The 23,202-nt window shown below is 61.7% G+C and carries 20 protein-coding genes; 10 read left to right on the top strand and 10 right to left on the bottom strand.

What is annotated here, in order from left to right; genetic code table 11:
• Positions 1-172: 172 nt before the first annotated feature.
• Positions 173-1,264, top strand: a complete 1,092-nt coding sequence (locus ACWNZ1_RS08100) for an aromatic ring-hydroxylating oxygenase subunit alpha (RefSeq protein WP_135845378.1) — start codon at positions 173-175, stop codon at positions 1,262-1,264.
• Positions 1,261-2,211, top strand: coding sequence for a PDR/VanB family oxidoreductase (locus tag ACWNZ1_RS08095; RefSeq protein ID WP_135845377.1), 951 nt, complete (start codon positions 1,261-1,263; stop codon positions 2,209-2,211). Before ACWNZ1_RS08100 ends, ACWNZ1_RS08095 begins: the two co-directional genes overlap by 4 nt.
• Before the next feature lie 160 nt (positions 2,212-2,371).
• Here ACWNZ1_RS08095 and ACWNZ1_RS08090 read toward each other — a convergent pair whose 3' ends face one another.
• The 4 genes from ACWNZ1_RS08090 to ACWNZ1_RS08075 form a co-directional block, all read right to left on the bottom strand.
• Positions 2,372-3,085 (bottom strand): GntR family transcriptional regulator, encoded by a 714-nt coding sequence (locus tag ACWNZ1_RS08090; protein WP_135845376.1) that lies wholly within the window; start codon positions 3,083-3,085, stop codon positions 2,372-2,374.
• 193 nt (positions 3,086-3,278) lie between these two features.
• Positions 3,279-5,156 (bottom strand): feruloyl-CoA synthase, encoded by a 1,878-nt coding sequence (locus ACWNZ1_RS08085; RefSeq protein WP_256452844.1) that lies wholly within the window; start codon positions 5,154-5,156, stop codon positions 3,279-3,281.
• 143 nt (positions 5,157-5,299) lie between these two features.
• Complete coding sequence (locus ACWNZ1_RS08080) at positions 5,300-6,748, bottom strand: aldehyde dehydrogenase (protein WP_256452843.1); 1,449 nt, start codon at positions 6,746-6,748, stop codon at positions 5,300-5,302.
• 106 nt (positions 6,749-6,854) lie between these two features.
• The gene (locus tag ACWNZ1_RS08075; RefSeq protein ID WP_135845373.1) at positions 6,855-7,685 is read right to left on the bottom strand and encodes a p-hydroxycinnamoyl CoA hydratase/lyase; all 831 of its coding nucleotides are present in this window, start codon (positions 7,683-7,685) and stop codon (positions 6,855-6,857) included.
• Positions 7,686-7,898: 213 nt separating this feature from the next.
• Here ACWNZ1_RS08075 and ACWNZ1_RS08070 point away from each other — a divergent pair, with 213 nt between their 5' ends.
• Entirely contained in the window at positions 7,899-8,387 is a 489-nt protein-coding gene (locus tag ACWNZ1_RS08070) for a MarR family winged helix-turn-helix transcriptional regulator (protein ID WP_135845372.1), read from the top strand.
• 74 nt (positions 8,388-8,461) lie between these two features.
• On the opposite strand, the gene ACWNZ1_RS08065 is transcribed toward ACWNZ1_RS08070, so the two are convergent.
• Positions 8,462-9,769: an OprD family porin gene (locus ACWNZ1_RS08065; protein ID WP_456027548.1), complete on the bottom strand. Its 1,308-nt coding sequence runs from the start codon at positions 9,767-9,769 to the stop codon at positions 8,462-8,464.
• 316 nt (positions 9,770-10,085) lie between these two features.
• On the opposite strand from ACWNZ1_RS08065, the gene mhpT reads away from it, so the two are divergent.
• Positions 10,086-11,297 (top strand): 3-(3-hydroxy-phenyl)propionate transporter MhpT, encoded by a 1,212-nt coding sequence (mhpT, locus tag ACWNZ1_RS08060; RefSeq protein ID WP_135845370.1) that lies wholly within the window; start codon positions 10,086-10,088, stop codon positions 11,295-11,297.
• A 12-nt stretch (positions 11,298-11,309) separates the two neighbouring features.
• Here the strand turns inward: mhpT and ACWNZ1_RS08055 are convergent, their stop codons facing one another.
• On the bottom strand, positions 11,310-12,212 hold the full coding sequence (locus tag ACWNZ1_RS08055) for an AraC family transcriptional regulator (RefSeq protein WP_256452841.1): 903 nt from the start codon (positions 12,210-12,212) through the stop codon (positions 11,310-11,312).
• 246 nt (positions 12,213-12,458) lie between these two features.
• Between ACWNZ1_RS08055 and ACWNZ1_RS08050 the strand changes: the two genes are divergently transcribed.
• Both ACWNZ1_RS08050 and ACWNZ1_RS08045 read left to right on the top strand, forming a co-directional pair.
• Positions 12,459-13,232 (top strand): L-iditol 2-dehydrogenase, encoded by a 774-nt coding sequence (locus ACWNZ1_RS08050; protein ID WP_456027547.1) that lies wholly within the window; start codon positions 12,459-12,461, stop codon positions 13,230-13,232.
• 194 nt (positions 13,233-13,426) lie between these two features.
• Entirely contained in the window at positions 13,427-14,278 is an 852-nt protein-coding gene (locus tag ACWNZ1_RS08045; protein WP_135845367.1) for a CAP domain-containing protein, read from the top strand.
• A 91-nt stretch (positions 14,279-14,369) separates the two neighbouring features.
• Here ACWNZ1_RS08045 and ACWNZ1_RS08040 read toward each other — a convergent pair whose 3' ends face one another.
• Complete coding sequence (locus ACWNZ1_RS08040; RefSeq protein ID WP_256452839.1) at positions 14,370-15,245, bottom strand: LysR family transcriptional regulator; 876 nt, start codon at positions 15,243-15,245, stop codon at positions 14,370-14,372.
• 101 nt (positions 15,246-15,346) lie between these two features.
• Between ACWNZ1_RS08040 and ACWNZ1_RS08035 the strand changes: the two genes are divergently transcribed.
• From ACWNZ1_RS08035 to ACWNZ1_RS08025, 3 genes are read left to right on the top strand one after another with little or no spacing between them, the layout of a single operon-like run.
• Positions 15,347-16,699 (top strand): acyclic terpene utilization AtuA family protein, encoded by a 1,353-nt coding sequence (locus ACWNZ1_RS08035; RefSeq protein WP_256452838.1) that lies wholly within the window; start codon positions 15,347-15,349, stop codon positions 16,697-16,699.
• The gene (locus ACWNZ1_RS08030) at positions 16,699-17,022 is read left to right on the top strand and encodes an AtuA-related protein (RefSeq protein ID WP_178084255.1); all 324 of its coding nucleotides are present in this window, start codon (positions 16,699-16,701) and stop codon (positions 17,020-17,022) included. The genes ACWNZ1_RS08035 and ACWNZ1_RS08030 overlap by 1 nt, the downstream gene beginning before the upstream one ends.
• Before the next feature lie 51 nt (positions 17,023-17,073).
• The gene (locus ACWNZ1_RS08025) at positions 17,074-18,381 is read left to right on the top strand and encodes a CitMHS family transporter (RefSeq protein WP_135845363.1); all 1,308 of its coding nucleotides are present in this window, start codon (positions 17,074-17,076) and stop codon (positions 18,379-18,381) included.
• Positions 18,382-18,403: 22 nt separating this feature from the next.
• Here the strand turns inward: ACWNZ1_RS08025 and ACWNZ1_RS08020 are convergent, their stop codons facing one another.
• Positions 18,404-19,297: an NAD(P)/FAD-dependent oxidoreductase gene (locus ACWNZ1_RS08020; RefSeq protein ID WP_256452837.1), complete on the bottom strand. Its 894-nt coding sequence runs from the start codon at positions 19,295-19,297 to the stop codon at positions 18,404-18,406.
• Positions 19,298-19,442: 145 nt separating this feature from the next.
• Between ACWNZ1_RS08020 and ACWNZ1_RS08015 the strand changes: the two genes are divergently transcribed.
• Positions 19,443-19,904: an Rrf2 family transcriptional regulator gene (locus ACWNZ1_RS08015; protein ID WP_256452836.1), complete on the top strand. Its 462-nt coding sequence runs from the start codon at positions 19,443-19,445 to the stop codon at positions 19,902-19,904.
• Positions 19,905-19,958: 54 nt separating this feature from the next.
• Here ACWNZ1_RS08015 and mqo read toward each other — a convergent pair whose 3' ends face one another.
• Both mqo and ACWNZ1_RS08005 read right to left on the bottom strand, forming a co-directional pair.
• Positions 19,959-21,602: a malate dehydrogenase (quinone) gene (gene mqo / locus ACWNZ1_RS08010; protein ID WP_256452835.1), complete on the bottom strand. Its 1,644-nt coding sequence runs from the start codon at positions 21,600-21,602 to the stop codon at positions 19,959-19,961.
• Positions 21,603-21,990: 388 nt separating this feature from the next.
• Positions 21,991-23,178, bottom strand: a complete 1,188-nt coding sequence (locus ACWNZ1_RS08005) for a DUF1624 domain-containing protein (RefSeq protein ID WP_456027617.1) — start codon at positions 23,176-23,178, stop codon at positions 21,991-21,993.
• Between the last annotated feature and the right edge of the window lie 24 nt (positions 23,179-23,202).

Here is a 23,202-nt window from a genome sequence, read left to right as displayed (position 1 = left end):
TTTGAGCCAATACATTCGAAGTCGACCACCGCAGGCTTGAGAAACCTTCCAATTAATGGATCCACAAAACAAACCGATCATCTTTTAATCCGCCTATAACATTGACAAACAAATTGGTTAAGAGAGTTAATGGATCCATAGACAAGAACAACATCCGTTTGGAGATCCCGTCATGTACCCCAAAAACACCTGGTACGTTGCCTGCACCCCCGATGAAATCGCCGACAAGCCCCTGGGCCGCCAGATCTGTGGCGAAAAGATAGTTTTTTACCGTGGGCACGAGGGCAAGGTCGCGGCCGTGGAAGACTTTTGTCCCCATCGTGGCGCCCCGCTCTCGTTGGGCTACGTCGAAAACGGCAACCTGGTGTGCGGCTATCACGGCCTGGTGATGGGGTGTGACGGCAAGACCGTGGAGATGCCAGGGCAACGGGTCCGGGGCTTCCCTTGCAACAAGACCTTTGCGGTAGAGGAACGCCATGGCTTCATCTGGGTCTGGCCCGGTGATCAGGCGCTGGCCGACCCGGCGCTGATCCATCATCTGGAATGGGCCGAAAACGATGAATGGGCCTACGGTGGCGGCCTGTTTCATATCCAGTGCGACTACCGCCTGATGATCGATAACCTGATGGACCTGACCCACGAAACCTACGTGCACGCGTCCAGCATTGGCCAAAAGGAAATCGACGAAGCGCCCCCCGTAACCACGGTCGAGGGCGACGAAGTGGTCACCGCCCGGCACATGGAAAACATCATGGCCCCGCCCTTCTGGCGCATGGCCCTGCGCGGTAACAACCTGGCCGACGATGTGCCGGTGGACCGCTGGCAGATCTGCCGTTTCACCCCGCCCAGCCACGTACTGATCGAAGTCGGCGTGGCCCATGCCGGCAACGGTGGTTATCACGCCGCCCCGCAGTTCAAGGCATCGAGCATCGTGGTGGATTTCATCACGCCGGAAACCGAAACCTCCATCTGGTACTTCTGGGGCATGGCCCGGCACTTCCAGCCACAGGATCAAGCGCTGACCGATAGCATTCGCGAAGGCCAGGGCAAGATTTTCAGCGAAGACCTGGAGATGCTTGAACGCCAGCAGCGCAACCTGCTGGACCATCCGCAGCGCAACCTGCTCAAGCTCAACATCGATGCCGGCGGCGTGCAGTCGCGTCGGGTGCTGGAGCGTCTGATTGCGCGCGAGCGCGAATCGCAAGCCGGATTGATCGCCAGCACCCAGACCCAGCAGCCGCAGCATGCGGAGCAACGGTCATGATCGAAGTCCAAGTCGTCGCGCGGCACAACGAAGCCCTGGATATCTGCAGCTACGAGCTGACCCGTATCGACGGCCAACCCTTGCCGGCGTTCACTGCCGGCGCCCATATCGACGTGCACTTGCCCGGCGGCCTGATCCGCCAGTACTCGCTGTGCAACCATCCCGAAGAGCGGCATCGTTACCTCATCGGCGTACTCAAGGATTCGGCCTCGCGCGGCGGTTCACGCAGTCTGCACGAGCTGATCCAGCCCGGCGCACGGCTGCACATCAGCGAACCGCGCAACCTGTTTCCTCTCGCGCCTGAGGCCCGGCGCAGCCTGTTGTTTGCCGGAGGCATCGGCATTACACCGATCTTGTGCATGGCCGAGCACCTGGCCCAGAGCGGTGCAGTGTTCGAACTGCACTACTGCACCCGCTCCCGGGAGCGGGCAGCCTTTGTCGAGCGCCTGCGCCAGTCACCTTATGCCGACCGGGTTTTCCTGCATTTCGATGAAGAGCCCGAAACACGGCTGGACGCCGTTCGCGTGCTGGCTGCGCCCAACGATGACCTGCACCTCTACGTGTGCGGTCCCGGCGGTTTCATGCAGCATGTATTGGACACCGCCAAGGCCCTGGGCTGGCAGGACAGCCACCTGCACCGCGAATATTTCGCTGCCGCGCCCACCGACACCAGCGCCGATGGCCGCTTCGCGGTGAAACTGGCCAGCAGCGGGCAGGTCTTCGAAGTGCCCGCCGACCGCAGCGTGGTGCAGGTGCTGGAGAGCCATGGCATCGAGATCCCGATCTCGTGCGAACAAGGCGTGTGCGGCACCTGCCTGACCCGCGTGCTGGAAGGTGTGCCGGAACATCGAGACATGTTCCTGACCGAGGCGGAACAGGCTTGCAACGACCAGTTCACGCCGTGCTGTTCGCGGTCGAAGACACCGTTGCTGGTGCTGGATCTCTAACCTCCGAACAACCCGCCCTCCTGTGGGAGAGCCCTGTGGGAGAGCCCTGTGGGAGCAAAGCTTGCTCGCGATAGCGGTCCGCCAGTTGATATCAATGCTGGCTGAATATCTGTCATCGCGAGCAAGCTTTGCTCCCACAGGCATATGAGTATGTGGGCCTTCAGTCCGAGCGCAATATCACCGTCATCCGCTCATCAGCCAACGTCGAGCCGAACACCTCGGCATAACGCAAGGTCGCATTGGCATGCTCGCGCATGATCGCCTCGGCACGGGCGCCCTGGCGGTGAATCAACGCGTCGAACACCGAATGGTGCTGCATGTGGGCATAGTTGAAGCGGCGAAACTCGCCGGCCATGTTCTGGCGATCCACCGCCAGGGCGGTGACTGAGGCGAACGGCAGATGATCGTTACGGGCCAGTGCATCGGCGATCGCCGGGTTGTGGCTGCCTTCGACGATCACTTGATGAAAGCGCATATTGAGGTCGTGATAGACCTCCAGGTCATCCTCGGTCACATAGCCCTTGGCGAACAGTTCGTCGCCCTGCACCAGGCATTGTTCGAGTGTTGCCCGGCCCTCTTCGGACAAGCCACGTTCGGCCGTTTGCCGCGCGGCCAGCCCTTCGAGCACGCCACGCACCTCCACGGCCCCGGCGATTTCTTCGGCACTGACCGAACGCACTTGAAACCCCCTGCCACCGAAACGCACCAGCAAGCCTTCCTGTTCCAGCGTGCGGAACGCCATGCGCACCGGCATCCGCGAGACGCCAAACAATTCTGCTGTGGGAATTTCCATCAAGCGCTCGCCGGCCGCCAGTTCACCCGAAGCGATCATTCTGCGCAGCGCAACCAGCACCGTTTGGCCAGGCTTACTCATCCAGGTGAATTCCAGAGAAAGGAGAACCGGCATAGTAAAAGGCTTGGGGCGGTGTGTCACGGTGGGCGGGAGCCAACCAAAGAAGCGTAACCCTGTGGGAGCGGGCTTGCTCGCGAAAGCGGTGGGTCAGCAATATTGATGTTGACTGACACACCGTCTTCGCGAGCAAGCCCGCTCCCACATGGTTTTTTATTTAAGCCACAGACCTGGCCCGCAGGATGGAAGCATCTTCACCGCGATACAGCGCCTCGACTTTCGCCGCCCGCCACTGCAACACCGCCCGTTGGTTGATCGAGCCCTTGTCGGTGATTTCGCCACGATCGATCGACGCCGGTTCATCGAGCAAGGCAATCCACTCCACGCGACTGGCGTTGCCGGTGGCTTCGCGGTTCAGGCGTTGCAGCCAGTCGGCGAACCATTGGCGTACCGGTTCGCTGGCAAGCACTTGGGTATCGCTGGCGTCCGAAGCCAGACCCGACAGACGTCGGCATTCCGCAAGCCGCGGAAACACCAGCGCACCCAGGCACTCGCGATCCGGCGCGGTGATCACCAGGTCCTGGACGTAAGGCGTGCCTTCCAGCACCGCGCGGTTGCGCAGCGGACCGACACTGACGAACACGCCAGAGGACAATTTGAAATCTTCGGCAATCCGTCCATCGAACATCAAGCCCAGTTGCGGGTTGCCGGGATCGGCCAGCTTGATCGCATCCCCCGAACAGTAGAAACCGTCCTCGTCGAATACCTCAGCGGTCTGCTGCGGCGAGCGCCAGTAGCCCGGCATGATGTGCGGCCCGCGAAAGCGCCCTTCGAACTTGCCGTCCACCGGCACCAGCCGCACTTCGCAACCAGGAGCCGGCAGGCCGATGTAGCCGGCCATGGACAGTGGCCCGGTGGTGAAGGTGCAGGACGGCGACGCCTCGGTCATGCCCAGGCCCGCCATCATGCGGATCCGTTCGCCACAATGCTGCTCGGCGACTTTGTCGAGTCGATCCCAGGTGCTTTGGGACAGACCCGCAGCGGCAAAGAAGAACAGGCTGATGTCCTTGAAAAAACGCTCGCGCAGCTCCGCGTCCTTCTCCAGGGCGCTGACCAGCTCTTCCCAGCCCTTGGGCACGGTCAGGTAGGCGGTAGGCGAAATCTCCTTGAGGTTACGCAAGGTTTCGGCGAAGCCCTGGGCCGTGGGTTTGCCGTCGTCCAGGTAGAACGTGCCGCCGTTGTACAACACGATGCCGACGTTGTGACTGCCACCGAACGTGTGGTTCCACGGCAACCAGTCCACCAGCACCGGCGGCGCTTCACCAAACACCGGGAAGGTCTGCAACAGCATTTGCTGGTTGGCGCAGAGCATGCGTTGGGTGGTGATCACCGCCTTCGGCAGCTTGGTCGAACCCGAGGTAAAGAGAAACTTGGCGATGCTATCCGGCCCGGAAGCGGCAAAGGCTCGTTCGGCCTCGACGCCGCCGGGTTGCGCCAGCAGGCTGGCAAAACTGGTTCTGGCGCGATCCGGGATCTCGCCACGCACCGTGATCAAGGGCACGTCGGCCGGCAAGACGGCATTGATCGCCCGCTCAAACGGTGCGGCATCGCTGACAAACACCAGCCCCGGCTGCAACAGGTCGCAGACATGCCGCAGCTTGGCGAAATCCTGGGATAGCAACGAATAGGCCGGCGACACCGGGCAATACGGAATGCCCGCATACATTGCGCCAAGAGCCATTTGCAGGTGTTCGATGTCGTTGCCTGAGAGCAGCGCCAAGGGTTTCTCGGCCGACAGGCCGTAGCCCAGCAAGCTTTGGGCGATGGCCCGGACGCTCTCGAGCATCTGGGCATAGCTGACGCGACGCCAGTCACCGCCGGCCTCGCGAGCGGCGATGAACGTCTGCTGCGGGCGCACCTCGGCCCAGTGCACCAGGCGATCGAGCAACCGCGCCGGCAACGGGGCCAGGGGTTCCAGGGAGCGCATGTGCAGGATGCCGCGCTCTTCCCTGACTTCAACGGCGGGATGACCAATCGACACCTGGCGATACTGCCCGGGGCCGGGTCGGGAGGACGATCTGAACTCGGAACTCACGTACATTTCCTCCACCAAGGCACACTCGGGTCGCGCGAAGCGAGCGGAGCGTGGCAGCGTCTGGCTGCGGCCTTGTCATTGTTATTCTGGCCTGCATCGGGGCGGCGGCTTTCAAGGCCCGGCCGCCCGCCATGCGACGGATTTCAGATCGGGTAATGCCGGGGTCCGTTCTGCAACGTCACCCAGCGCAACTGAGTGAAATGCTCGATGGACGCCTTGCCACCAAAGCTGCCGTATCCGCTGGACTTGACCCCGCCGAAGGGCATCTGCGCCTCGTCGTGCACGGTCGGACCGTTGATGTGGCAGATGCCCGACTCGACCCGTTGGGCCAGGGCCAGGGCCCGCGTGGTATCGCGACTGAAGATCGCCGCCGACAAGCCGAACTCGGAATCGTTGGCCAGGCGCAGCAGTTCTTCGTCGCCCTCCCCCCGCAGCAACACCGCCACTGGGCCGAAGGACTCTTCGCGGTACAGACGCATGTCCGCGGTGACGCCATCGAGCAGGGTCGGTTGCAGGATACTGCCCTCCAACTGCCCCCCTGCCACCAGCCTCGCGCCTTTGGCCAGGGCATCGTCGATCAGCCCCTTGATGCGCAGGCCGGCACTGACATCCACGAGCGAGCCGAGCACGCAATCACCGGCAGCGGGATCACCGGCGCGCAAGGTGGCGATCTTGGCGGTCAACCGAGTGACGAAAGCATCGGCCACGCGGGCATCGACGATCAGTCGCTCGGTGGACATGCAGATTTGCCCCTGGTTGAAGTAGGCGCCGAAGGCTGCCGCTTCTACCGCAGCGTCCAGGTCGGCGTCGTCGAGCACCAACAACGGGGCCTTGCCGCCAAGCTCCAGCAGTGCCGGCTTGAGGTGGCGCGCCGACAGTTCGCCGACGATGCGCCCGACGTGGGTCGAACCGGTGAAGTTGACACGCCGTACCGCCGGGTTGGCAATCAGGCGTTCAACAATGGCCGGTGCATCCGCCGGCGCATTGCAGATGACATTGACCACGCCATCGCCCAAACCGGCGTCCTGCAACACCTGGCCGATCAGCCGGTGCACCGCCGGGCTTATTTCCGAGGCCTTGAGCACCACGGTGTTACCGCAAGCCAGGGGCATGGCGATGGCGCGAGTGGCGAGAATCACCGGGGCGTTCCACGGCGCGATGCCCAGCACCACGCCGCAGGGCTGTCGCAGGGCCATGGCGAAACTGCCGGGCACGTCCGAAGGAATGATTTCGCCGTTGATCTGGGTGGTCATGGAAGCGGCTTCGCGCAGCATGTTCGCCGCCAGGTGCACATTGAAACCGTACCAATTGGCCATGGCCCCGGTTTCGCCGGCGGCAGCAATGAATTCGCCGCTGCGGGCCTGCAATTGCTCGGCGGCGCGCAGCAAGCGCGTGCGACGTTCGTTGGGCGCCAATGCAGCCCAGGCGGGAAACGCAGCTTGCGCAGCGGCCACGGCGGCGTCGGCATCTTCCAGGGTAGCGGCGGCCACACGAGACACCACTTCACCGGTCACCGGATTGCAGCGCTCGAAGGTCCGGCCGTCACGGGCGGCGCACGACTGGCCGCCGATCAACAGGGGCACGTCCAGCATGGTGATTCCTCTTTATTGTCTTTATAGGGAACACGTTCACAGTAGCGCCGAGGGCCTTGGACGAACAGCCTGCGGGCACCTGATCGGCGCCCGCCACGCGATTGTCTCAGCGCTTGTAGGTCTGCAGGCCCGGTTTGATGCTCTTGTCGTCCAGGAACTGCTTCATGCCCTGCTCGCGACCGCCTTCGGTATCGAGCAGGCGCGACTGATCGAGCTTGGCGTACAGGTAATCTTCGTTCTGCTCCCAGGTCAGTTCGCGGCAACGCTTGAAGCCATGCTTGGCTGCACGCAGCACCACCGGGTTTTTCTCCAGCAGGTTACGCGCCAGTTCCACGGTGACGTCACGCAGTTGCGCCAAGGGCACGCTTTCGTTGACCAGGCCCATTTCAGCGGCTTTCTGCCCACCAAAGGTCTTGCCGGTCATGATGTAGTACAGCGATTGGCGATGGCCCACGGTGTCGGCCATGGCCTTGCTGACCAGGTTACCGGGCGGGATACCCCAGTTGATTTCCGAAAGACCGAAGGTCGCTTCGTCGGCGCAGATCGCCAGGTCGCACGCCACCAGCGGGCTGAAACCGCCACCGAAGCACCAGCCATTGACCATGGCAATGGTTGGTTTGGCGTACATGCGCAGCAGTTTCCACTGCCACTGCGAGGCTTCGCGACGGATCTTCTCCTGAAGAATTTCCGGCCCGGCATCCACTTCGCGGAAATATTCCTTGAGGTCCATGCCCGCGGTCCAGGCATCACCGGCGCCGGTCAGCACCAGCACGCCAGCGGCCGGGTCCTGTTCCAGAGTCTCGAGCACATCGATCATCTCGCGGTTGAGGGTCGGGCTCATGGCATTGCGTTTTTCCGGGCGATTGAGGGTGACCCAGGCGATACCCTCCTCGATATCGACCTTGACCGTTTTCCAGCGACCTTCGTAGTTGCTCATGATGCGTGCTCTCTTGTTCTTGGCTGAAGATGATCAAAAACTAAACCGGAAAATTAGTTATGTCAATTAACCATTAATCGATTTACCTGTATTTTTCAGTGCGGGGAGCAAAGCATCAGATCAACGAATATGCGATAGACCGTAGCCATAGCGTCCCAACCTCGGCAAACTGGATAGCCTTGTTAATCACTCACCTCGAGGATGCTTTCTCCGATGGCCAAGTCTTCCAAGCTTGCCGAACCCGCCGAGGCCCTGGCTGCCGGTGCCGACGCGCAGGCGCCGCTGGACTCCGCACTGGACGACCTGATCGGTTACGCCCTGCGCCGTGCCCAGTTGAAACTGTTCCAGAACCTGATCGGTCGGCTCGCCACCCACGATTTACGGCCCGCCCAATTTTCGGCCCTGGCGATCATCGACCAGAACCCTGGCCTGATGCAGGCCGACCTGGCCAAGGCCCTGACGATCGAACCACCGCAAGTGGTGCCGCTGCTGAACAAACTGGAAAGCCGGGCCCTGGCCGTGCGCGTGCGGTGCAAGCCGGACAAACGCTCCTATGGGATTTTCCTGAGCAAGACCGGCGAAACCCTGCTCAAGGAACTCAAGCAGATCGCCGCCCAGAGTGATCTGGATTCAACCGCGGCCCTTTCGGGTGGCGAGCGCGAGGAATTGCTGCGGTTGCTGAAGAAGGTTTACCAGCAATAAGGCCTGACGCAGCCCTCTTGTGGCGAGGGAGCAAGCTCCCTCGCCACAAGAGCACGGCGTCGCCTATTAGGGCGTCACCAGATCGGCACGTTGTAGGTCACCAGGAACCGGGTCTGGTTCTCATCGCGAAACGCTGCCGTACCCGGGAAATCGTTGCGGTAGATCGACTTGCGCGCCAGCAGCCCGACGTTTTTCAGCGATCCGCTCTGGATCACGTACCCCAGCTCCATCTGGAACTCGCGCTCCTTGCGATCCTCGGCATTGAGGGCGGCCAGCTCAATGTGATCGCCACGCACGTAACGCAATCGGGTCCTCAGGCCCGGTACGCCCACCGCCGCAAAGTCATAATCATGGATCACTTGCCAGGTGCGCTCCTTGGCGTTGAGGAAATCCGAGCTCATGGTCATTTCACTCAAGCCCATCAACTCAGTACCGGACACATAAGGCGTGGCAGTATCGCCACTGGCATGCATGTAGCCCAGGCTCACGCGATGCCCGCCCAAGCGATAACCGACCAGCGCCGAGAGATTGCGGTTATCTACTTTGCCAGCCTTGGCCGCGCCGTCTTCGTCACTGAAAAAACTGCGCAGGTCGGTGGTCAACACCCCGTCGCCCAACGGCAGGTTATGCAGCAATGCCAGGGTGTTCTGCTGGTACAGATCCGCCACTTCAGCGTGGTAAGCCCGAAGGCTGAGGTCTTTGTTGAGCTGATAGTCGCCCCCTATATACGCCATGTGAGACGAGGTCGCCGCGCCGTTAAAGCGACGGTTGGGCGAGGCGATGCTCATCGGCTGGTAGTTGGTGGAATCGCGGCGGTTGATGCGGTCGATGTAGCCCGTGTTCAACGTCAGCCCATCGATGTCCTTGGAGCTGAGGGTCGTACCGCGAAAAGTCTGTGGCAACAGTCGCGATGGGCTGGCGAAGGCAAACGGCAGGAAGATCGACACGTCACCGGTCTTCACCGTGGTCTGGCCGAAACGCAGCTTGCCGGTCAAGGCCAGGCGTGAATACTCATCGGCTGCGCGCTTGTCGCTGCTGGAGACCGGCAACAATTCAGTGCCACTGCGATCCGGCGACGAGTCCAGCTTGATCCCCACCAATCCTCGGGCGTCCAGGCCGAAACCGATGGTGCCCGGGGTAAACCCCGACTCCATGTTCATGATCACACCCTGGGCCCACTCCCGGGTCGCAGTCTTGGCGCCATCGTCCTTGTAGTCGCGGTCCATGTAGTAGTTGCGCAGGGTCAGGGTGCCGTGGCTGTCTTCGATGAATCCCTCTGCCAACACTGCGCTGGAGCCCAGGCTCAGCCCGAGACCGGCCAACAAATGAACGAGAAGTGAAACAGGGGCCACAGCAAGGGGCGCCCGGGTACGGTTTGGCATGTTCGATGTCCACTTATTGTTGTTGTTTTCGATCGACCTATCGCCTGAGGCGTTGGGTTCTGCGCAAAGAGAATGGAAATGACACAGGTGCTTCGTCAATCCGAAATGATCGATAATCGAACATTAATATTATTAACTAATTCATCAATTATTTCATTCAGCACTGTCAATCAGCTGATTTTATTGACTATTTCAGGCGCTATATCCGATCGCCTCTTACGATTCTTTTTTTAGTTAGCTTTGTTAATCTTAATCGTGCTTGCCGGTGTTCCCCCGAGCCGGTGCTTCCCAGACAAAAACAATAAGAGGAATTGCCATGAACAGTCCGACGCGTCGCGCGACGCTGACCATCGCCCTGTGTTTTATCGTTGCGCTGATCGAGGGTTTCGACCTGCAGTCGGCCGGCACTGCCGCTGCCGGCCTGCGGCAGACGTTTGCCCTGGACCCGAAAATGATGGGTTGGGTTTTCAGCGCCGGGATCATCGGACTGCTGCCGGGAGCGTTTTTCGGCGGCTGGATCGCTGATCGGATCGGTCGCAAGAAAATCCTCATTGCCGCCGTCCTGCTGTTCGGGGTGTTCTCCCTCAGCACCGCGTATGTCGAACACTTTTCCAGCCTGCTGCTGGTGCGCTTCATGACTGGGCTGGGCCTGGGCGCCGCCCTGCCCAACCTCATTGCCCTGTGTGCCGAAGCCGTAGGCGAGCAGCGGCGTGGCACGGCCATCAGCGTGATGTACGCGGGTGTGCCGTTGGGCGGTGCGCTGGCGGCCGTGGTCGCGATGCTGTTTGGCGAGCACTGGCAAATGACCTTTTTCATCGGCGGGCTGGCGCCATTGTTGGTGGTGCCGCTAATGCTGCTGTGGCTCCCTGAGTCCAGTGCCTTTCGCCAGGTGCAGGGTGCCGGCGGCGAGGCCCGCGGCTCGACCGGCCAGGCGCTGTTCGGCGATGGCCGGAGCCGTACTACCCTGGCACTGTGGCTGAGCTACTTTTTCACCCTGACGGTCATGTACATGCTGCTCAACTGGCTGCCGTCGTTGCTGCTGGAACAAGGCTTCAGCAAGCCCCAGGCCGGCCTGGTGCAGATGCTGTTCAACATCGGCGGAACCCTCGGCTCGCTGCTCGGCGGCCTGTTGCTGGACCGCTGCAATGGCATCAAGGTGGTGCTGTTCGTCTATGCCGGGTTGCTCAGCGCCCTGGCCGGGGTCGGGTTGTCGGTCGGCATCGTGCCAATGGCCATCGCCGGGTTCGCCGCCGGGTTGTTCGTCATGGCCGCGCAACTGGTGCTCTACGCCTTGGCGCCGCCCTCCTACCCGACGGCTGTGCGCGCGACGGGGGTCGGTGCAGCGGTGGCCATCGGGCGCCTGGGTTCGGTCGCCGGGCCGCTGGCCGCGGGGCAAATCCTGGCTGCCGGGGCGGGAACGACCGGTGTGCTGCTGGCGACATCGCCTGGGCTGCTGATTGCGGCCGTGGCGGCGATCAGTGTGATGGCCCGTGCGGTGACGGTGGGTGCGGCGCAAACTGTGCGCTGAAGCGTTGCAGTTTCAAATCAACGACAAGGCGCCCCGGCGATACTCACTGGGCGTCTGGTTCATCTCGATGCGGAAATGCCGGTTGAAGTTGGACAGGTTGTTGTAACCCACCTCAAAGCAGATATCGGTCACCGGCATTTCACTCTGCAACAGCAACCGGCAGGCTCGCTGGACCCGCAACTTGCGCATCAGATCGATGAAGCCGTGTCCGGTGATACGCTTGAAGAAGCGCGAAAAGCCAGGTTCACTCATGTCCAGCTGCCGGGCGATCACCGACAGGCGCAGGTCGCCGGTGAGTTCAGCCTGCAGGTACTCGAACGCTTTGTGAATGCGTTCAGAACTACGGGCATCCAGGGTTGGCGCGTAGCAGGGGCTCGCCAGACACAAGGCTTGCGCTTCAGGCGCTTTACTGAGGGTCTCGAGCAGTTGCAGAAACAGCGCCAGCCGCCCAAGACCTTGGGCCGGGCCGATGGCCTCGAGCAGGCTTGCAGCATGAACGGCGGTATCGCCACTGAAGGCCAGGCCTCGCCGCGCCCGCTCGAACAACGTCTGTAAATCCCCCAATTCGGGCAGGGTCCGGCGCAGGGTCAACAAGACGGCGCCGTCGAACTGCAGCACCACATCGCGCCCGATAAGGTGCTCGCCCGGCGCCAGGTCGCCCATCCAGTCGTGGGGCAAGTCCGGGCCGATCATCGCCACATGGCCGGGGCCAAACGGGCCGATATAGTCGCCCGCCAGCAACTTGCCGCTGCCCTGGCGGATGAGGTGGATTTCAAATTCAGGGTGGTGGTTCCAGCGTGCCATCGGGTATGGGTAGTCATGCTCATACCAGCGAAAACTGTGCTCGGGCTCGGGCAGGATGACTTCCAGTTCGGCCGGTCGCTGTTCGAACAAAGGCGTTCGGTGATCAGGCATGTCGTGCCTCTCTTATCGTTATAGCCAGCACCTTACGCCGGGTGCGCAGCGGTTCGCCAGTTCCCACCTGACTGCCCACTGATACTTTTTTAACCCGACCGAACTACCCGTGTAGGAGTTAAAAAAGTATCACCGGGTCATCCTCCCTGCGTTTGTCGGCGTTGAGGTGCGCTGCTGTAATCGCCCAACCATGGCGCACATGCAGGTCCGCCCCGCCCCATGGACCTCTAGAGACAGGACAAGCCCATGAAACGACTCGAAGGACAAAGTGCCCTGATAACCGGCGCCGCCCGTGGTATCGGCAGGACATTTGCCCAGGCCTATATCAATGAAGGCGCCACCGTAGCAATTGCCGATATCGACCTTGAACGGGCCCAGGCCACAGCCGCCGAACTGGGTGACAGCGCCTATGCGGTAAAAATGGACGTGACCGACCAGGCGTCCATCGACCAGGCCATCGATGCGGTCGTGGCGCGGGTGGGCAAGCTGGATATCCTGATCAATAACGCGGCGCTGTTCGACCTGGCGCCGATCGTGGAAATCACCCGCCAGAGCTACGAACGGCTGTTTTCCATCAACGTCGCCGGTACGCTGTTCACGCTGCAGGCGGCGGCTCGGCAGATGATCCACCAGGGTCACGGCGGCAAAATCATCAACATGGCGAGCCAGGCCGGTCGGCGTGGCGAGCCGCTGGTAGGCATCTATTGCGCCAGCAAGGCCGCGGTGATCAGCCTGACCCAGTCTGCCGGGCTGGATTTGATCAAACACCGGATCAACGTCAACGCCATCGCCCCCGGCGTGGTGGATGGCGAGCATTGGGACGGCGTGGATGCGCTGTTTGCCCGCCATGAAAACCTGCCACTGGGGGAAAAGAAGCGCCAGGTCGGCCAGCAAGTGCCTTTTGGCCGGATGGGCACTGCGGATGACCTCACGGGCATGGCGATTTTCCTCGCCTCGACAGAGAGTGAATACGTGGTGGCGCAGACTTATAACGTCGATGGAGGGAACTGGATGAGCTGAAAATCCGCGGTTTTATAGCTTTGAAACGACGGAAATGGACTTATTCGGCGGAAAACTGATCCCACTACTTGAAGATTGTCCCAAACGGTACCAAACGGTGCCGTTCCAAGGGATTTCAAGAGAGCGTGAATACCGTTGCCCCAGCCGGGCAAAAATTGCGCATCATAGGCGCCGTCCGCTCAAGGGAGATTTACATGCGTGCCATTTCATCCGCCATGCGTCTTGTCGTGCTGTCGCTGGGCCTGGCCTTCGCCGCCAGCGCCGCAGCCACCGAAGAGACGCAACTGGTCGAGACCATCAATCTTTACCGTAGCCAGTCTCAAAGTTGCGCGGGCCAGGCCTCTCTGGAGCTGCCGCCGCTGGCGATGGATTCGCGGTTGATCCTGTCCGCCAATGGCATCGGCGACCTGCAGCAGGCGCTGGCGCGCACGGCTTACCCGATGGTCAACGTGCAGGCCATCAGCCTGTCCGGGCCGCGCGACGCGCAAGCCGCGATGAAGGCCGTGCAGGAAAGTTTCTGCCAGGTTGTCCTGGACCCGCAGTTCGTCGACATTGGCGTCAGCCGCCTGGATCGCGAATGGCGCATCGTGCTGGCGCGCCCACTGCTGTCGGCGCGCCTGGGGGACTGGCAAGCCGAAGGCCAGAAACTGCTGAAGCTGATCAACAGCGCCCGTGCGCAGCCACGCCGCTGTGGCACCGAAACCTTCACGGCCACGACGCCGCTGAGCTGGAACGCCACCCTGGCCCTGGCCGCCGTGACCCACACACGGGCCATGGCCAACAACAATTTCTTCGACCACAAGGACCGCGACAACCGCATGCCGGGCGACCGTGCCGAACTGGCGGGCTATCTTGGCCAGTTGATTGGCGAGAACATCGCCGCCGGGCAGGACACCGCCCTGAAGGTGGTGGACGGTTGGCTGGCAAGCCCCGGACATTGCGCCAACCTGATGAACCCGCAGTTCCGCGAACTGGGCGCCGGCTACGCGACCGATCCGAAAAGCGATGCCGGGATCTATTGGACGGCGATGTTTGGCACGCAATAGCGCGGTGGCCGGGCCACCGCTTTCGCGAGCAAGCTCGCTCCCACAAGGGATTTGTGGGGTTCATGAGAAATATGCAGTGCGCCCATCAACATCACTGCCGCAGCGTCTGCCGTAAATGCTGCATGAACTGGCTCAACGACGGTGACTGGGCTACGGGCTTGCGTTGCAACAGACCGATCGAGCGCCTGCCGGGCTGGTCGATGGCAATGACCGTGCATTGCTCACCGATATTGAACACTGCCGTGCAACTGGCCGGCAGTAGGGAAAACCCCAACCCTTCGCGCACCAGGGCGGTGGCCGTGCTCATGTGGGCCACTTCCCAGGCCGGCTGCGGATCGACGTTCAGGTAGCGTAACGCGGCATCGGCCAGGGGCCGGATGCTGGTGTCGGGCGTCAGGGCGATATAGGGCCGGTGCTTCCAGTCATCCAGGCTGTCGCGCTGATGGTCCTTGTGGGTCAGCAACACCAGGTTGTCATCCAGCAAACGTACAAAACTCAGCCCGGACAAGTCCTCCGGCAACGACGTAATGCCTGCATCCACCTCGCCACGCTGCACCCACCCCATGATCTCCCCGGCGCGGCCGTCCAATACGCTCACCCGTACCCCCGGGTGTTCGCGCTGGAACGCGGCAATCACCACTGGCAGGAACGAAGCGGCGGCAGTGGGCAGTGCCGCCAGGCGCAGCGTGCCACGGCTCAGGCTGAGAGTATCGCGGGCGTCGCGTACAGCATCGTCCATGTCCCTGAGCATGCGCCTGGCCTGGGGCAGGAAGTGTTCACCGGCGAGCGTCAATTCGACACTGCGGGTGTTACGCGCCAGTAGCTGCAACCCCATGGTCTCTTCCAACTTACGGATGCTGTAGCTCAGGGCCGGTTGGGACAGGTGAAGCTGTTCAGCGGTGCGGGTGAAGCTTGAGGTTTCGGCGATCAAGATGAAGGCACGAAGCTGTCTGAAGGAAATGTTCATGCCCGCACCTACAAAAATAATGGATCAATTGATTCTACCTTTAAAATTCACAGAACAATCGATGCCAGCCACTATGGGCCATCCCCCTAGTGGAAACGGACATGACAAAAACAATCCTCGTCGGGTGCGGCGCCGGTTTCGCCAATGATCGCCCGGATGCCGCGTTACGCCTGGCCCAGGACTTGGCGCAGCGGCCAGGCCAGCGCTACATCATGCTTGAGCTATTGGCCGAGCGGACACTGGCCGAGGCGCAACTGCGCAAAGGGCATGATCCCCAAGCTGGCTATTCCTCTCGTCTGTTCGACTTCCTCGAACCCATGCTGGACGTGTGTATCGAGGCTGGCATCCCGATCATCACCAACGGTGGCGCGGCCAACCCCAGGGCGGCGGCGCAACGGCTGCGGCTCACACTGGCGGGGCGCTATCCGGAACTGAAAATTGCCTGCGTGCTGGGTGACGACCTGCTGGAAGAAACCCCATCCCGTTACGGTCAATGGCTGGCCTTGGAGCTTGCGGGGGACAATCCGGTGTCAGTCAACGTTTATACCGGCGCCGATGGCATCGCTACGGCACTGGCTGAAGGCGCCGGCATCGTGCTCTGTGGCCGGGTTGCCGACCCTTCGTTGGCGGTAGGCGCGATTCGCCACGGCTTGGGCTGGGCCGCCGACGATTGGCAGAAGATGGCCATCGCTACCGCCGCCGGGCATCTGCTGGAATGCTGCACCCAGGTCACCGGCGGGTATTTTGCCCATCCCGGAATGAAAGAAATCCCCGACCCGGCCAACCTCGGTTGCCCGATTGCCGAGGTCCACCAGGACGGACGCTTGATCATTGGCAAGACCCGCCATTGCGGCGGACGGGTCAGCGAGCAGACGGTCAAGGAACAATTGCTCTATGAGGTGCACGACCCACGGCGTTATCTGACGCCGGATGTGGTACTGGATCTGGGCCAAGCCCGTGTCCAGGACCTGGGCGAGGATCGCGTCGAAATCAGCGGCCTGCTCGGCTATCCGCGCCCCGACACGCTCAAAGGCTTGGCCGGGGTGCGTGGACTTTGGTTTGGCGAGGCGGAGATCTCCTATGCCGGCCCCGGCGCCGTAGCCCGCGCCACTCTGGCCCGGGAAATTCTACTGCAGCGTTTCGATCGGTTGGCGCCAGGGGTACAGCCGTGGATCGATTTGTCGGGCATCGCCAGCCTGTTCAACGACCACGCTGGCCGCTACCTGCAGCAACGGCTAGCCCAGGCACCAGCCCTCGAAGACGTGCGTGTGCGGGTCGGCCTGACCCACACCGACCGGTCGCTGGTCGAAGCCCTGCTGGCCGAGGTGGAGTCGCTCTACACCAACGGGCCGGCCGGTGGCGGCGGTGTTCGCCGCCACCTCGCCGAAGCCGTCACCACCCGCAGCTTCCTGCTGCCGCGCAGCGAAATCCACACGACCCTGGAGTGGTACTGATGAACCTCGTCACTCTCGCCGACTTCGCCCACGCCCGTGCCGGCGACAAAGGCAATATTCTCAGCGTCGCGGTATTTCCCCACGATCCGGCGCACTACCCCTGGTTGCTGCGTGAACTGAGCTGCGAACGGGTCGCCGAACAATTCGCTACGCGGAGGCCTTCCAAGGTGCATCGCTACGAACTGCCGAACCTAAGCGCACTGAATTTCGTGCTCGAAGACGCCCTGGAAGGCGGCGTAAACCTCAGCTGCGGCCTTGATCGCCATGGCAAGAGCCTGAGTTATCTGCTTCTGGCCCTGCGCCTGCCTGGGCCACAAGGCTGATCCACACGCCGCCACCGAACCATCGACAACAATAAAAAGAGAGGCCGCAAGATGATTACAACCCTGGGTTTCCTGATGATGCTGGCCATCATCGGGCTGATATTGCTGCGCAGGATCAGCCCCGTAGTGGCGTTCACCACTCTGCCCGTCGCCATCTGCCTGTTGGCGGGTTTCAACCCCGGACAAATTGGTGAGTTCATCAAGGCCGGGCTGATCACCGTGGCGCCCACCGCCGCGCTGTTTCTGTTTGCCATTCTGTTTTTCGGCATTATGCGTGATCGCGGCCTATTCGATCCGCTGGTCAACCTGCTGATCCGCAGCACCGGCGGCAAGCCGCTGGCGGTGGCATTGGTCACGGTACTGGTGACCTCGGTCGTGCACTTGGACGGCGTCGGTGCCGCCACGTTTCTGCTGACCATTCCGGCGCTGCTACCCTTGTACAAACGCCTCAACATGAGCCCGACCATGCTGCTGTGCCTGGTGGGCACCACGGCCGGGGTGATCAATATGGTGCCTTGGGGTGGCACCACGGCCCGGGCCGCCGCGGTGTCGGGGCTTGATGCCACCGAACTGTGGCTGGGCTTGTTGCCCGTGCAGATGGTGGGCCTGGTCTGCATGCTGCTCGTGGCGACGGTATTGGGCTTGCGGGCCCAGCGTCGCCGGCCGATGTCACTGGGGGCCGCCGCCAGCGTCGACCTGGGCAGCCTGTCCACTGAAACCCGCGAGTTCAGCCTCTCGCCACGCGAGCTGCGCTATTGGCTGAACGTGGCCCTGACCGGTGCAATCCTGGCGTGCCTATTCACCGGCATTTTCCCCCTGTACGCCTGTTTCATGGTGGGATTGGGAATCGCCCTGCCGTTGAACTTCCCTTCCCTGGACGCCCAGGCCGAACGCCTCAAGGCACACGCATCCGACGCGTTGCAAATGGTGCTGGTGATGATGGCTGCCGCCGTACTGCTGGGTGTGCTGTCCGGGGCAAAAATGTCCGATGGCATGGCCCTGGCACTGATCGATATCCTCCCCGCCGGTTCTGCCCAGTACCTGCACGTGATCGTCGGTTTCTTCGGCGTCCCCCTGGGCATGATTTTCTCGCCGGATGCCTACTACTTTGCCTTGTTGCCGGTGATCAAGGACGTGGCCGCCGCCGCTGGCGTTCCCCTTGAAGCCGTGGCCCGGGCCATGCTCATCGGCGAGAACACCGGTTTCTCCATCAGTCCGGTAGTGCCCAGTGTCTACCTGGCTCTGGCGCTGAGCGGCGTGGAGCTGCGCACGCACATGGCCTACACCTTTTTCTGGGCCTGGGGCGTGAGCCTGGTGATGCTTGCCTTTGCCGTAGCGACCGGGGCGGTGCAGGTGTAAGCCACGATTGGCGGGGGCATTTTCAGTGGGCACTGAAGATCAAGGACCGATGCACACCTGACCCCGCCCTGACCCCATCGCCAACGGCCAGCGCGACCGAGCCGAAAGGCATCGCCGCATCGCCACAGGCAAACACCCCCGCCACGTTGGTCTCACGGGTCATGTCGGTCTGGATAAAGGCCCCAAGCGGGCCGTCCTCGAACGCACACCCCAGGGACGCCGCCAAGGAATTGGCCACTCGCGTACGGGGCAAGACGAACAAACCGTCGATGAGCACCACGCGTCCATCCGCCAACACGACATTGGCCCGGTCGCCTTCGATACGTTCGACACGCTCCGGCACCAGCGTCACCCCGCGTTGCGCAAGGCTCGCGCGCTGCTCGGGGGTGGGCTCGAATACACCATTGGTGAAAAACGTCGTCGGGCCCCAGTCCGGCAACATCAAGGCGTGGTGCAGCGACATCTCTGAGGTCGCCAACACGCCAATCGGGCCTTGGTCCAGCTCATAGCCGTGGCAATACGGGCAATGGAACACGCTTTTGCCCCAGCGCTGCGCCAACCCTTCCACGTCTGGCAGATCATCGATCACACCGGTGGCCAGCAGCAGGCGCTGGGCGCTGTAGCGATCGCCGCTGACGGTTTCCAGGGAGAAGCCATCCGCCTCCTTGCAGGCCCCGGTCACCGTGTCCGCTACCCATTGCACCGTTGGATAGGCCATTAGCTGGCGGCGAGCATCCTCGGCAATATCGCCGGGAGCCCGACCGTCCTGGCCGAGAAAACCATGGGAGCTGGCGGCGAACCGATTGCGACGCTGGCCCGCATCGATCACCAGCACCTTGCGCCGGGCCCGGGCCAGTTGAAGACCAGCGGACATACCGGCGTAGCTGCCGCCTGCAATGATGACGTCGTATTCCATGTCTATCTCCAAGGGTGGTTTTCGAAGGAGCCGAAAAGTCTCGACACATCGTAAGTTCCTTGAAAAGCCACTGTCAACGATCTCGTAACTTTTGCAATTACAGGCGATACTCACGCCAGCCTCAGCCACAGAACACGCCAACATCATGAGAACTGACACACGCCTGTCCCGCATGCTTCATGTGCTGATTCACATGGACCGCCACCAACAATCCGCCACTTCCGACACCCTCGCGCAGATGCTGGGCACCAACCCGGTGGTGGTGCGCCGGACCATGGCGCTGCTCAAGGAACAGGGTTACGTCACCTCGGAGAAAGGTCATCGCGGCGGCTGGACCTTGAGCAAGCCCTTGTCGGACATGACCTTGCTCGACATCCACCAGGCCTTGGGCAGCACGTCGATCTTTGCCGTCGGCCTGTCCACCGATCACCCGCAATGCCTGGTGGAGCAAGCGGTCAATGCGGCGTTGACGGATGCCTTCGATGAGGCCCAGGCGTTGCTGCTCAAGCGTTTGGGCAGTATTACCCTGGCGCAGTTGGCGGAGGATTTTGATCAGCGGTTTCGGAGCGAGCCCAGGGACGACATGCGCCAGAACGGCACCGGATAAAAAAACGCCGCTCAATGAGCGGCGTTCTTTTTACCTCACCAGACAGGGTCCGGCTTACAGCGCCATGTCAGCCGCTGGGTTGGCTTCACGGGCAGCAGCCGGTTTGGCCGGTGCCGCGGGAGCGCCTGGCTTGCCGATCGCCGGCGGCGGGTCCAGTTGCAGGACTTCGCTGGTGTAAGCCCACTCTTGGGCTACACGCTCAGGGCTCTCGTTGAGCTTAGTGCCGTAGCTCGGCACGATCTGGCGCAGTTTTTCCTGCCAGGCCGGGCTGGCGACCTTGTCCTTGAAGACCTTCTCAAGCACGGTCAGCATGATCGGCGCAGCGGTCGAGGCGCCTGGCGAAGCACCCAGCAGGCCGGCGATGCTGCCGTCCTGGGAAGCGACCACTTCGGTGCCGAGTTTCAGCACGCCGCCCTTCTCTTCGTCACGCTTGATGATCTGCACACGCTGGCCGGCCTGCCACAGACGCCAGTCTTCCTGCTTGGCTTCCGGGAAGTACTCTTTCAGAGCGGCGAAGCGGTCTTCGTCCGACAGCATCAGCTGGCCGGCCAGGTACTCGACCAGTGGGTACTGTTCGATACCAACCTTGGTCATCGGCCACACGTTGTGGGTGGTGGTGCTGGTCAGCAGGTCAAAGTACGAACCGTTCTTCAGGAACTTGGTGGAGAAGGTAGCGAACGGGCCAAACAGGATCACGCGCTTGCCATCCAGCACGCGGGTATCCAGGTGCGGGACCGACATTGGCGGTGCGCCAACCGAGGCCTTGCCGTAAGCCTTGGCCAGGTGCAGCTGGGCAACGGTCGGGTTTTCGGTGACCAGGAACGAGCCGCCCACCGGGAAACCTGCGTACTCACGTGCTTCCGGAATGTCGGACTTCTGCAGCAGGTGCAAGGCACCGCCGCCAGCGCCGATGAACACGAACTTGGCGTCGGTCTCGGTTTCGGTACCGTCCTTCAGGTTCTTGTAGGAAACGCGCCAGGTGCCGTCTTCGTTGCGGGTGATGTCTTCCACTTCGCTGGACAGCTTGAGGGAGAAGTTCGGCTTGGTTTGCAGGTAAGTCGCGAACTGGCGGGTGATTTCGCCGAAGTTCACGTCGGTGCCCAGGGGACTCCAGGTGGCCGCGACTTTCTGGCTCGGGTCACGCCCTTGCATCATCAGCGGAACCCACTTGCTGATCTGCTCGCGATCTTCGGAGTACTGCATGCCGGCGAACAACGGGCTGGCCTGGAGGGCTTCGTAGCGCTTCTTCAGGAACGCGATGTTCTCGTCGCCCCACAGGAAACTCATGTGCGGTGTGGAGTTGATGAACGAGCGCGGGTTCTTCAGCACACCGTTCTTGACCTGCCAGGACCAGAACTGACGGGAGATCTGGAAGGCTTCGTTGATTTCGATGGCCTTGGAGATATCGACCTTGCCGTTCTTGTCTTCCGGCGTGTAGTTCAGCTCGGCCAGCGCAGAGTGACCGGTACCGGCGTTGTTCCAGCCGTTGGAGCTCTCTTCGGCAACACCGTCCAGACGCTCGACCATTTCCATGGTCCAGCCCGGCTCCAGCTCATTGAGCCAGACGCCGAGTGTCGAGCTCATGATGCCCCCACCAATGAGCAAGACATCCACTTTTTTTGGCTCGGCGGCGTGCGTGGTCGCAAGACCCATCGCCATCGCCAGGCCCAGCAGCGCCGTGTGTGTTTTCTTCAACATGTGTGTATCCCTAGGATAGAACGCCATTCCATCCACCTGTCCTGATCAATGATAGACCACGCCATGGCCTGAAATGTCAGCGGGCTATGGCGGGAAGGACCGGAGGATGGACCTACAGGGCCGAGCAATTATCGGCCGCACATTTATGTCTCTCCGGCACTGACTTCTTGTAGGTCTTGGCTTCAGCTGGGTGAGGGACACTGCAAAACGTTTGCCATCGGGCCTGGCGAGGCCGTGCCCGATTGTCGCAGCGGGGGGAGTTTACATAAGGAAATAAACAGACCGAAGCGTCTTTTTACATTTCTGGCGAAAACGCCGACCAAACGGCGGCATTTTAATGGCTCTGCCCCCACATTCAGTCAGCACTGTCGGTCCTCAGGCCCTTGGCTCAGAAATACTTGAGAATCGCGATATCACGACGACGCTGTTTGAGAGCCGCAAACCAGCGCGTCGGGAAGAACAGCGCGACGCCCAGCAGCACACTCCATGACCACACCATGGGCAAATGGTCGAACCCAAAATAGACGCCCTGGTTGGTGCCCCAAATGACAACTGCCATCAGGTACAAGGCTTTGAGTACGTAAAGGTGCAGCAGGTAGAAAAACATCGGGGCACCGCCGTAGATCGCCAATATCGCAATGGCCCCCCACGCCTGGGCTTTCTCGAAGAGCGCCAACAGAATCAAGCCCATCCCCAGGGTCGGCATCAGGAACATCAGCGACGGCGGGTACTTCGTCGCGCTCATGAAACTCATGAAGGTGCGCAGTGCATCGCCGGTCTGTACCCAGGGTTTGTCGCCGTACACGTTCAGGTAACGGATGCACACGAAAAGCAGCAGCAAGCCGATGCCGATATTGAGCAGCCGCCGCAGGCGTACGGCGGGCTCCACGTCCTTGCCGAACCACGGGCCGATGGCCCAGCCCAGCAGGATCACGCCGATCCACGGCAGTACCGGATAAGTGGTGCGGGCCCGGGTGAACTCGGTGATATCGATGAATGCCCGCTGATGAAGAATCGACCACGGTACGAAGAACGGAGAGTCAGGCCCCAGCACTACACCGTCCAACAGATTGTGCCCGGCAACGATGGCTAGCCCAAGAACGACCAGCCAACTGCGCTTGAGGTGCAGCAGCGCCGCCAGGACGATCATGCAGATGCCGATGCACCAAATCACCTGCAGCCACAAGGTCTTGGGCGGAAACTCGGCGTTCCAGGCGAAACACACGAAGGTGAGTTCCAGGAAAACCAGGAACAGACCGCGCTTGAGCAGGAACAACGAGGTCTGGCCGGCCGTGTGTTTCTGGCTGTAGAGCCAGGCCGACAAACCGGTGAGGAAGATGAAGACCGGGGCGCAGAGCGTGCTGAGCAGGCGGGTGAAATACAGATCGGGGGTGACACTCAGCGCATCGATCGGATCGCTGACCTGACGGTGCAGCAGGAACGTCTCGCGGACGTGATCAACCAGCATCAGCAGCATGACGAAACCGCGCAGGGCATCGATGGCGAGCATGCGCACATGGGTTTCGGCAGTGCGGGTTGCAAGTACAGGCGCGATGACGCCGGACGGGCTCGTCATGCTTGGAGATAGGCTCATGGAAAT

The organism is Pseudomonas sp. CFBP 5748 (assembly GCF_053850495.1).
The sequence above is the reverse complement of the archived record's forward strand: the minus strand, read 5'-3'. Positions and strand labels throughout refer to the sequence as shown.